At 70.2% G+C, this 10,876-nt stretch carries 4 protein-coding genes; all 4 read left to right on the top strand.

Annotated elements, in window-relative coordinates; translation table 11 throughout:
* The first annotated feature begins 301 nt into the window (after nt 1-301).
* Nucleotides 302-1,750: a hypothetical protein gene (locus BHS09_RS18220; RefSeq protein ID WP_140791664.1), complete on the top strand. Its 1,449-nt coding sequence runs from the start codon at nt 302-304 to the stop codon at nt 1,748-1,750.
* Nucleotides 1,751-1,979: 229 nt separating this feature from the next.
* Nucleotides 1,980-3,011, top strand: coding sequence for an LLM class flavin-dependent oxidoreductase (locus tag BHS09_RS18215; protein WP_140798445.1), 1,032 nt, complete (start codon nt 1,980-1,982; stop codon nt 3,009-3,011).
* 146 nt (nt 3,012-3,157) lie between these two features.
* Nucleotides 3,158-7,762 carry a type I polyketide synthase gene (locus BHS09_RS18210; RefSeq protein WP_140791659.1) on the top strand — a complete coding sequence of 1,535 codons (4,605 nt, stop codon included), beginning with the start codon at nt 3,158-3,160 and terminating at the stop codon, nt 7,760-7,762.
* A 39-nt stretch (nt 7,763-7,801) separates the two neighbouring features.
* The gene (locus BHS09_RS18205) at nt 7,802-10,861 is read left to right on the top strand and encodes a type I polyketide synthase (RefSeq protein ID WP_140796499.1); all 3,060 of its coding nucleotides are present in this window, start codon (nt 7,802-7,804) and stop codon (nt 10,859-10,861) included.
* The last annotated feature ends 15 nt before the right edge of the window (nt 10,862-10,876 follow it).

Below are 10,876 nucleotides of genomic sequence, written 5' to 3'. Positions count from 1 at the left end.
GGTGAGAGGTTCCAAGGGGCGGAGCTGTGGAAAAGCCGGAGACCTTCGCTAGAGGGGGACGCTCAGCATAAGCTATGAGCACCCACATTCCGGTTTTCATCCCGAGTCCTGATGCTGGGCTCGCGCGCATCGGAGCGCAGCTGCTGCTGACGCGGCTCCAGACGAACACCACGTTCGCGCTGCGGGATCAGCTCAGCCAGCGCCCTGGAAGGTTGACGCCTCCGCGTGAGCCGCCGTCGCTTCGGGTACGCAAAACATCCGCCTTCTACGCACTCTGAGACAAAGTGCTATTACGCGGAAAATGTCACAAATCGACGGACACCCAGGCGAGCTGAAGTTCTCCGATGAAATCCAGGCGCTGCACGGTGAGCTGTCCGCGGCGGCGGTGGCCTTCCTGAAGTTCGCGGAGCGGACGCCCGAGGTGTTCGCGCGGCACCGCTTCCACAAGTTCGAAGCATCACCGCTGATGTATTACGAGCTGCACCGGTGGCCGCTCCTCATCGACTCGCGCCGCGACCGTGAGCTGGAGGAGGTCTCGGTGAAGCTCAGCCGGCTCATCAAGCGCGGGCCCCGGCTGTTGCTGGACGGCGACCCTCGGCGCATCGCCGACTACTACGGTGTCTCGCTGGAACGGGCGCGCGTGGCGGCGGAGGTCCTGGCCAACACGGAGGACGCGCGCGGCGCGCTCAGCCGCGGGGACTTCATCGACTCGGCCGACGGCCTCAAGTGCCTTGAGGTCAACATGATGGCGGGCCTGGGCGGTTGGGAGACGGGGCTCAAGGCGCAGGTGGTGATGGACCAGCCCGTACTCCAGCGCTTCACCGAGGAGCAGGGCCTGCGCATCCAGCTTCAGGACACGCTGCGCGCCTTCCTGGGGCATGTCGTCGAGGACGTGCGACGGACCGTTTCGTGGGAGGGCGAATGCAATCTGGCCGTGCTCTTCCCCGACAACGAGCTGCCCGAAGCCGCGGGCAGGGAGATGGCGACGCTGCTGCTCAACAGCACGCTGAGCGAGCTGCTCGCTGAGGAAGGCGCGAAGGGCGAGGTGCTCATCGGCACCTACAGCGAGGTGAAGGACGCGGAGGGCCACTGCTTCACGATGCGCGGCCGGCGCCTGCACGCGGTGCAGGAACATGACGCGAGAGATCGGCTCGAAGTGGTGGGCCTGGACTTCGACGCCCGCGTCCGCGCCGCGCTCGCCGCGCGCACCTTGTGTCTCTACAACGGCCCAGCGCAGGAACTGCTCGACGACAAGCTCAACATCGCGCTGTTGTCGGAGAACGAGGCGTCACCCGCGCTCACTCCCGAGGAGCGGGAGTTCATCCGCCGGCACATTCCCTGGACGCGCCGCGTGCGCTCCGCCCAGACGACGCGCGACGGAGCCTCCGTGTGGCTGCCCGACGAGCTCGCCGCCTCGAAGCGCGAAGGCCTGGTGCTCAAGGCGGGCCGCGCCTATGGCGGCAAGTCGGTGCTGATTGGCCGTGCGATGACCGCCGAGGACTGGGACGCCGCCATCCAGGAAGCCCTGGAGCACGGCGGGTGGATTGTCCAGGAGCGCATCGAGCCCCGCCCCTACCACTTCCTGCGGGACGACGGCGCCGTGGGCCCCCACATCCTCATCTGGGGCGCCTTTGTCTTCGGTGAGCGCTACGGCGGAACCATGGTGCGACTGAACCCCACCGGTCAGGGCAAGGACGTGGTCAACGCGACCCAAGGCGCGTTGATGTGCGCGCTCGTCGTCGTCGAGTAACAGCCCGTGTCACACCGAGCCTCGGGGAATGAAAGAGCCCCTGGCAATCAGGCTCACTCCGGCCTGCCGCCTATTTTCAAGTTTCAAGTATAATCAACCAAAACCCATTTGTCGCAGCTAGCCGCGCTACTATAGGCTTTGTCACCATCTTGAAACGCGGACACGCGACGACTCGGCCCGTCTCGAAGCGGCCCCGGGGGCGTCGTCTGCCCGGGAAGGAACGCTCGCCGTGAAGCTCAGTGTTCTCGATCACTCCATCGTCGCCAGCGGCTCCCAGACACGTGCGGCCTTCCAAAACACGGTGGAGCTGGCCCGAGCCGCCGAGCAGCTCGGTTATCACCGCTTCTGGCTCGCGGAGCATCACGGCTCAGGACACTTCGCGGGCGTGGCGCCGGAAATCCTCGTCGCGCATGTCGCAGCGGCGACGTCTCGCATCCGGGTGGGAACGGGCGGCGTCCTGCTGTCGAACTACAGCCCCTTCAAGGTCGCCGAGGTCTTCCGGCTGCTGGAGACGCTCCACCCCAACCGCATCGACCTGGGCATCGGACGGACGTCGGGCAGCACGGACCTGGTGGCCCGCGCCCTGGCCTACGGCCCGCCGATGAACAACGAGAACTTCCCCACGAAGCTGGAGGACCTCGTCGCCTTCCTGTCGGGCACCACGCCCGCGACGCCGGAGTTCGAGAAGCTGAGCCTGAAGACGATGGCGCCGGGCATGCCGCAGGTCTGGGCCCTGGGCTCGGGCGAGCAGAGCGCCGCGCTCGCGGCCCGGCTGGGTCTGTCCTTCTGCTTCGCGCACTTCTTCAACCCCATCCACGGTGGCCCGGTGACGCGGGGGTATCGCGAGCGCTTCCAGCCTTCGCACGTGCAGGCGGCGCCCAACTCCGCCGTCAGCGTCTACGTCATCTGTGCCCCGACCGAGCAGGAGGCCCGGCGAATAGCCCGGAGCAGCGACCTGCTGACCATCAACACGCGCAGGGGCCGGCCCGAGGCGCCCATTCCTTCCATTGAGGAGGCGGAAGCCTACGCCTACACGCCCGAGGACCTGGCCACGCTCGAGTTCGACCGCAAGCGCGTCGTGTGTGGTTCACCGGGCCAGGTGAAGGAACAGCTGTTGCGCATGGCCGCCGAGTTCCAGGCGGACGAGCTGCTCGTCACCACCATCGTCCACGACCATCGCGCCCGGCTGCGCTCCTACGAGCTGCTCGCTGACGCGTTCTCTCTCACGAGCACGCCGCCCGCCGCCCAGGCAGCCAGCTGAGCCGCGCCTCCGCGCACCGTGGAGCCCTGCCCGGCGTCACGGTCACCGCCCTGAGCCCTGCAGCATGAGGGCTCCGTGGGGCATGTGCGTGGTGCCGCCGGGCCGCTGCCCCACCTCGCTTCCTGAACATGAGTTCGTCGACAGCCATGAGCGAAGACAACCTGAGTGAAGGCGACGATCTGGCCATTGCCATCGTCGGAATGGCGGGCCGCTTCCCGGGCTCCCCCGACGTGGAGACCTTCTGGCGGAACCTCTGCGAGGGTGTGGAAGGCATCCGCTTCTTCACGGACGACGAACTGAAAGCACGCGGCGTTCCCGAGGAGCGCCTGCGACAGCCGGGCTTCGTGCGCGCCGGGGCCGTGCTGGACCAGGTGGACGCGTTCGACGCGAGCTTCTTCGGCTATTCGCCGCGCGAGGCGGCGCTGATGGACCCGCAGCACCGCATCTTCCTGGAGTGCGCGTGGGAGGCCATCGAGCGCGCGGGCCACGGACTGGATACGGAGTCGCGCTCGGTGGGCGTCTTCGCGGGCACGAGCCTGAGCACGTACCTGCTCTTCAACCTGCGCACGCACCCGGAGTTGCTCGAGTCGAGCGACAGCTTCCAGGTGATGATTGGCAACGACAAGGACTTCCTCGCCACGCGGCTGGCGTACCACCTGGACCTCAAGGGCCCCAGCCTGGATGTCCAGACGGGCTGCTCCACGTCGCTGGTCGCCACCCACCTGGCCTGCCAGTCACTGATGGGCTTCCAGTGCGACGTGGCCATCGCGGGCGGCGTGTCCGTGGACGTGCCTCAGCGCACGGGCTACGTGCACCAGCCCGGCGGCATCGCGTCCCCGGACGGTCACTGCCGTCCCTTCGACGCCCAGGCCCAGGGAACGCTCTTCGGCAGCGGCGTGGGCGTGGTGGTGCTCAAGCGGCTGGATGACGCGCTCGCGGACGGCAGCCACATCCACGCCGTCATCCGGGCCTCCGCCATCAACAACGACGGCGCCTCGAAGCTCGGCTACACCGCGCCCAGCGCCGAGGGACAGGCGGAGGTCATTGCCCGCACCCACGCCCTGGCGGGCGTGACGCCAGACACCGTGGGCTACGTGGAGACGCACGGCACCGGCACCCTGCTGGGAGATCCGGTCGAGGTCTCCGCGCTGACGAGCGCCTTCCGCGCCGGCACCGAGGCCACCAGCTTTTGCGCGCTCGGCTCGGTCAAGTCGAACATCGGCCACCTGGACGCGGCGGCCGGCGTGGCGGGGCTCATCAAGACGGCCCTGGCGGTGGAGCACGGACGCATTCCCCCCACCCTCCATTGCCGCACGCCCAACCCGAACATCGACTGGACACGCAGCCCCTTCTTCGTGAATGCCGCGTTGAGGGACTGGCAGCCGCATGACCACCGGCGCCGCGCGGGCGTGAGCTCCTTCGGCATTGGTGGCACCAACGCCCACGCACTGCTGGAAGCGCCGCCGCCCCCGGCACCCTCCGGTCCGTCGCGGCCGTGGCAGCTGCTGGTGCTCTCCGCGAAGAAGCCAGCCGCGCTCGATGCGCTCACCCAGAACCTGGGCACGCACCTGGAGGCGCACCCCGAGCAGTCCCTGGCGGACGTGGCCTACACCCTCCAGATTGGCCGCAAGGCCTTTCCGCACCGGCGCGTGGTGGTCTGCGAGAGTGGCGAGGACGCGGCCACGGTGCTGTCCGAGGTGAACCCCGAGCGCGTGTTCACGGACGTGGCCAAGGACGGTGGCCGGTCCGTCGTGTTCCTCTTCCCCGGCGGTGGCGCGCAGCACCTGCGCATGGGGCAGGAGCTGTACGAGAAGGAGCCCGCCTTCCGCGAAGCCTTCGACGCGTGCGCCGCCATCTTCCAGCGCCGCGGCGGACCGTCGCTTCGCACGGTGCTGTACCCGCCGGGCGACGCGGACGCGGGCGCGCCCCTTCCTCGCCCCTCCGTGGGCCTGCCCGCGCTCTTCACGGTGGAGTACGCGCTGGCCAGGCTGTGGGAGTCCTGGGGCATCCGGCCCGAGGCGATGATTGGCCACAGCATGGGCGAGTACGTGGCCGCCTGCCTCGCGGGTGTCTTCTCGCTGGAGGACGCGCTGGCGTTGGTGGCCGAGCGTGGCCGCCTCTTCGAGCAGCTTCCCTCCGGCGCGATGGTGAGCGTGGCCCTGTCCGAACAGGAGCTGCTGCCGATGCTGGGCGAGCGCCTGTCCCTGGCCGCCGTCAACGGACCGTCGCAATGCGTGGTGGCCGGCGACACCGCCTCGGTGGATGCGCTTTCCGCCGACCTGGCGACGCGAGGCATCGAGCACCGCCGCGTCCACATCGACGTGGCCGCGCACTCCCACCTCATCGACTCCATCCTGCCGGCGTTCGCGGCCTTCGTCGGGCGGCTGAAGCTCCAGACGCCGACGCAGCCCTTCGTCTCTGGCGTCACGGGGACATGGGTGACCGAGGAGGAGGCCACCGACCCGAGGTACTGGGTGCGCCACCTGCGGCAGACGGTGCGCTTCGGTCCGGGCGTGCGTTGCCTGCTGGAGAACCCGTCGCGCGTGCTGCTGGAGGTCGGTCCCGGGCGGACGCTGGGCTCGCTCGCGCGCCTGCAGGTGGAGCGTGGCCAGCCCACCGTGGTGCTCACGTCGATGCGGGCGCCTCGTGAGCCCGGCTCCGACATGCGCTTCGTCCTCACCACGCTGGGCCGGCTCTGGGCGGCGGGCGTGCCCATGGACTGGCGGCGTCTCCAGGCCGGAGAGCAGCGCCGGCGCGTGGTGCTGCCCACCTACCCCTTCGAGCGCAAGCGGCACTGGCTGGAGCCGAATGCAGCCGGCATCGCGATCGCCAGCGACGTCTCGCTCGCCCGGCGCAAAGACGCGGCGGACTGGTTCTATCTGCCATCCTGGAAGCGCACGCTCGCACTACGCGCAACCACCGCCGCGCCCCAGAACTGGCTCGTCTTCACCGACACCAGCGGGCTGGGAGACGCCTTGGCGACACGGCTGACGGAGAGCGGCGGCCGGGTCACCCGGGTGTCGCAGGGCTCCGACTTCCGCCGGGTGGATGACGGCGCCTTCGAAGTGGACCCCACCCGCCCGGAGACCTACGCGGCGCTGCTGAACGCGCTCGCCGAGGACTCCTGCCGGCCCGAGCGCATCGTCCACCTGTGGAGCGTGGACTCCGCGGGAGAAGGACTGGCGGGCGTGGAGCACGCCCAGCGCACTGGCTTCTTCAGCCTGCTCTTCCTCGCACAGGCCCTGGCGGGCCATGGCGCGTCCGGGCCCGTGCAAATCACGGTGGTCTCCAGCGGCGTGCAGGCCGTCACCGGACATGAGGTGCTGGCTCCGGAGAAGGCCACGCTCCTGGGCGCCTGCCGCGTGCTGCCGCACGAGGTGCCGGGCCTGTCATGTCGGTCGATCGACGTGGAGGCCCCGAGCTGTAGCAAGACGCTCCAGGCCCTGGTGGCGCGGCTGGTGGGTGAGCTGGCCACGGGTTCCTCCAACGGCGCCGTGGCGCTCCGAGGCCCGAACCGCTGGGAACAGTCGATCGAGCAGGTGCGCATCTCCGCGCCCGCTGCGGATGCGCCGTCGCGCCTGCGTCCGCGAGGCACGTACCTCATCACCGGCGGCCTGGGTGGCATCGGACTGGTGCTCGCGGAGTCACTCGCGCGGCAGGTCCAGGCCCGGCTGGTGCTGGTGGGCCGCAATGCCCTGCCGGAACGTGACACCTGGGACACCTGGCTCACCGAGCGCGGTGAGCAGGACCGGGTGAGTCAGCGGATTCGCCAGGTGCTGGCGCTGGAGTCCCTGGGCTCCGAGGTCCTGGTCCTCCAGGCGGACGTGGGCGACGCCGAGCAGATGGCCGAGGTGCTGCGCCAGGCGCGGCAGGCCTATGGCGAACTCCACGGCGTCATCCACGCCGCGGGCGTGCCCGCGGGCGGACTGGCCCAGCTCCGCACCCAGAAGGCCGTGGAGGACGTCCTGCGCCCCAAGGTGTCGGGCACGTGGATCCTGCACGCGCTGCTGCGCGACACGCCCTTGGACTTCTTCGTGCTCTGCTCGTCTCGCACCGCCTACACGGCGGAGCCCGGGCAGATTGACCACTGCGCCGCGTGTGCCTTCCAGGATGCCTTCGCCCACCAGGCCGCGGCGACGGGGAACGTGCCGATCATCTCCCTGGCCTGGGACACCTGGCGCGAGGTGGGCCAGGCCGTAACGACGCAGATGCCGGACGGCGCCAACCCGATGCGGGAGGCGATGCTGGCCCATGCCCTGACACCGGCCGAGGGCGTGGACGTCTTCGAGCGCGTGTTGGCGCAGGCCCCCACGCACGTCGTGGTGTCCACCGAGGACCTGCGAGCGGCCATGGCGCGCAGCGCCTCGCTGCTCCAGGACTTGATGGGCCCCATGGAGACGGACGCCGCGCCGACGACGGAGCGCACGGTGCCCGCCAACATGGACGAGGCGGAGCGCGAGCTGGCGGACATCTGGCAGCGCTTCCTGGGCGTGGAGAGCGTGGCGCTGCACGAGAACTTCTTCGAGCTCGGTGGCAACTCGCTGATTGGCCTGAAGGTCATCAACGAGGTGAAGCGCCGCTTCGGCAAGGACCTGCCGGTGGTGGCGCTCTTCGAGAACCCCACGCTCAGCGCCATGGCCCGGCTGCTGACGCGAGGGCAGGAACAGGCCTCGGCCACGACCAGTGACCGGCGAAGCCGCGGAGCCAGGCGTCGGGAGCTCATCCAGCAGCGGCGCCAGTCGGGAAACTGAGTGCAAGAGGGGGACAGCGTGTCGGACAGCAACACAGGCATGGAGATCGCAATCACCGGGATGGCCGGGCGCTTCCCGGGCGCTCGCAGCCTGGAGGAGCTGTGGCGCAACCTCTGCGACGGCGTGGAGTCCATTGAGCCACTTTCGGACGAGGCAGTCCTCAAGGCGGGCCTGCCCCCCGAGGTGCTGAAGGATCCGCACTTCGTGAAGGTAGCCTCACGGTTGGACGACGTGGCGGGCTTCGACGCGGCCTTCTTCGGCTACACGCCGCGCGAGGCGGAGGTCATGGACCCGCAGCAGCGCCTCTTCCTGGAGTGCGCGCTGGAGGCGCTGGAGGACGCGGGCTACGGCGCTCCGCCTCCCGAGCTGTTGGTGGGCGTGTTCGGCGGACAGGCCCTGAGCACCTACCTGCTGCTCAACCTGCTGGGGAACGCGGAGCTGATGCGCACGGCGGACCCGCTCCAGCTCAACCTGGGCAACGCGGGCAGCTTCCTCACTACGCGGGCCGCCTACAAGCTGGACCTGCGCGGCCCCAGCTTCAACATCGAGAGCGCGTGCTCCACGTCGCTGGTCGCGGTCCACGTCGCCTGTCAGAGCCTGCTCAACCAGGAGTGTGACCTCGCGCTCGCGGGCGGCGTGTCCATCAACCTCCAGATTCAGGGCGGCTACCGCTACGTGGATGGCGGCATCCTGTCGCCGGACGGGCACTGCCGCCCCTTCGACGCGCAGGCCAAGGGCATCGTCTTCGGCAGCGGCGCGGGCGTGGTGGCGCTGCGGCGCCTGGAAGATGCGCTGGCGGATGGCAGCCCCATCTACGCGGTCATCAAGGGCTCCGCGGTGAACAACGACGGCGCCGCGCGCGTGGGCTACACCGCGCCGGGCGTCGAGGGCCAGGCCGCCGTCATCTCCGAGGCCCTGGGCAGCGCGGGCGTATCGGCCGGGAGCATCGGCTACGTGGAGGCGCACGGCACCGGCACCGCGCTGGGAGACCCCATCGAAGTGCAGGCCCTCATCCGCGCCTTCGGCGACGAGGCGGCCGGACCGCGCACCTGCGCCCTGGGCTCCATCAAGCCCAACCTGGGCCACCTGGACGCGGCGGCGGGCGTGGCGGGCCTCATCAAGACGGCGCTGGCGCTGAAGCACCGCAAGCTGCCACCCAGCCTCAACTTCGAGACGCCGAACCCCAACATCCCCTGGGACGCGAGCCCCTTCTACGTCAACACGAAGCTGCGCGAGTGGAAGGCACCCGCCCGCGAGCCTCGGCGTGCCGGCGTGAGCAGCTTCGGCATGGGCGGCACCAACGCCCATGTCATCCTGGAGGAGCCGCCCTCCCGCGCTCCGGTTCCGTCCAGGCGCCCGCACCAACTCCTGGTCTTGTCGGCGCGCACGCCCACGGCGCTCGCCGCGCAGGCCTCCCGGCTGGAGGAGCACCTCCGCGCGAACAAGGGCCTGGAGCCCGCGGACGTGGCGTACACGCTCCAGGTGGGCAGGCGGCGCCACCCGCACCGCCGCGCCATCGTTTGTCAGGGGCGTGAGGACGCGCTCACGGCGCTGGGCGACATCAGTCGGCAGCTCTCCGCCACCGAGGAGCGCACCAGCCGCCCCACCGTGTTCATGTTCCCCGGCCAGGGCGCGCAGTACGCGGGCATGGCGCAGGGCCTGTACGAGAACGAGCGTGGGTTCCGCGCGGACGTGGACGACTGCGCCACCCGGCTCATCCCGCACCTCAAGCTGGATCTGCGCGAAGTCCTCTTCCCCGCCGCGGACCGCGCCGAGGAAGCCCAGCGGCAGTTGCAGCAGACGCGGTTGGCCCAGCCGGCCCTCTTCATCATCGAGTACGCGCTCGCGCGGCTGTGGATGTCCTGGGGCGTGCGGCCCGAAGCCATGGTGGGCCACAGCATCGGTGAGTACGTGGCCGCGTGCCTCGCGGGCGTCTTCACCTTGCCGGACGCGCTGGCCCTGGTGGCCGCGCGGGGCCAGCTGATGCAGGACCTGCCGCCGGGTGCCATGCTCTCCGTCGCGCTGTCGGAGGCGGAACTGGTGTCGTCGCTGGATGCGCGGCTGTCCGTGGCCGCGGTGAACGCGCCGTCGATGACGGTGGTCGCCGGCCCCGAAGACGCCGTGGACGCGCTGAAGGCCCGGCTCGACGCACGTGGCGTCCAGTCGCGTCGCCTGCACACCTCTCACGCGTTCCACTCGGCGATGATGGACCCCATCGTCGCGCCCTTCACCGAGCGCCTGCGGCGGATGAAGCTGTCCGCGCCGCAAATCCCCTTCCTCTCCAACGTCACCGGCACGTGGGTGACGGCCACCGAGGCGAAGGACCCGGCCTACTGGGCTCGCCACCTGCGTCAGCCGGTCCGCTTCGCCGCGGGACTCGCGCAGCTGCAACCCGCGCAGGTGCTCCTGGAGGTCGGTCCCGGCCGCACGCTGACCACCTTCGCGTCCCAGCCTGGCGCGCTCCGGCAGGTGCCCACCACGGTGACATCGCTCCGTCATCCGGATACGCGGCAGGCGGATACGGCCGTGCTGCTCGGCGCGCTGGGACAGCTCTGGCTGTCCGGCGTGGATGTGGACTGGGAAGCCTTCAACGGCGAGGAACGGCGCCAACGCGTCGGGCTGCCCACCTACCCCTTCGAGCGCAAGCGCTACTGGGTCTCCCCCGACGGGCACCGCGCCCTGGCCGCCGCGCCGTCCGCGGAGCGCGCCCCCGAAACGGAGGAGCCCGACGAGGCTCCCGCCGCGGGCTACTCCCGCCCCGCGATGGCCGTGGCCTACGTGGCTCCCGACACCGAGGACCAGCAGGTGGTGGCGCGCATCTGGGAGGACGTGCTGGGCGTGCGGCCGGTGGGCATCCACGACGACTTCTTCGCGCTCGGTGGACACTCCCTGCTGGCCACCACGGTGGTGGGACGGCTGCGGGACACCTTCGGATTCACGGTGCCGCTGCAATCGCTGTTCGAAGCGCCGACGGTGGATCGACTGGCGGCCCTGGTGGCCGAGCAGCGCGAGAGCCCCGGCCATGACGACCCGGAGGTGGAGGCCCTGCTGCGAATGCTGGCCGAACTCACCGCCAAGGAGGGCGCGGCCAGCCGTTAGCCGCGCGTCCACATC

Source organism: Myxococcus xanthus, from assembly GCF_006402735.1.
Lineage (GTDB): Bacteria > Myxococcota > Myxococcia > Myxococcales > Myxococcaceae > Myxococcus > Myxococcus xanthus_A.
Note: the sequence above shows the minus strand (reverse complement) of the source record. Positions and strands in the feature narration are given on the sequence as shown.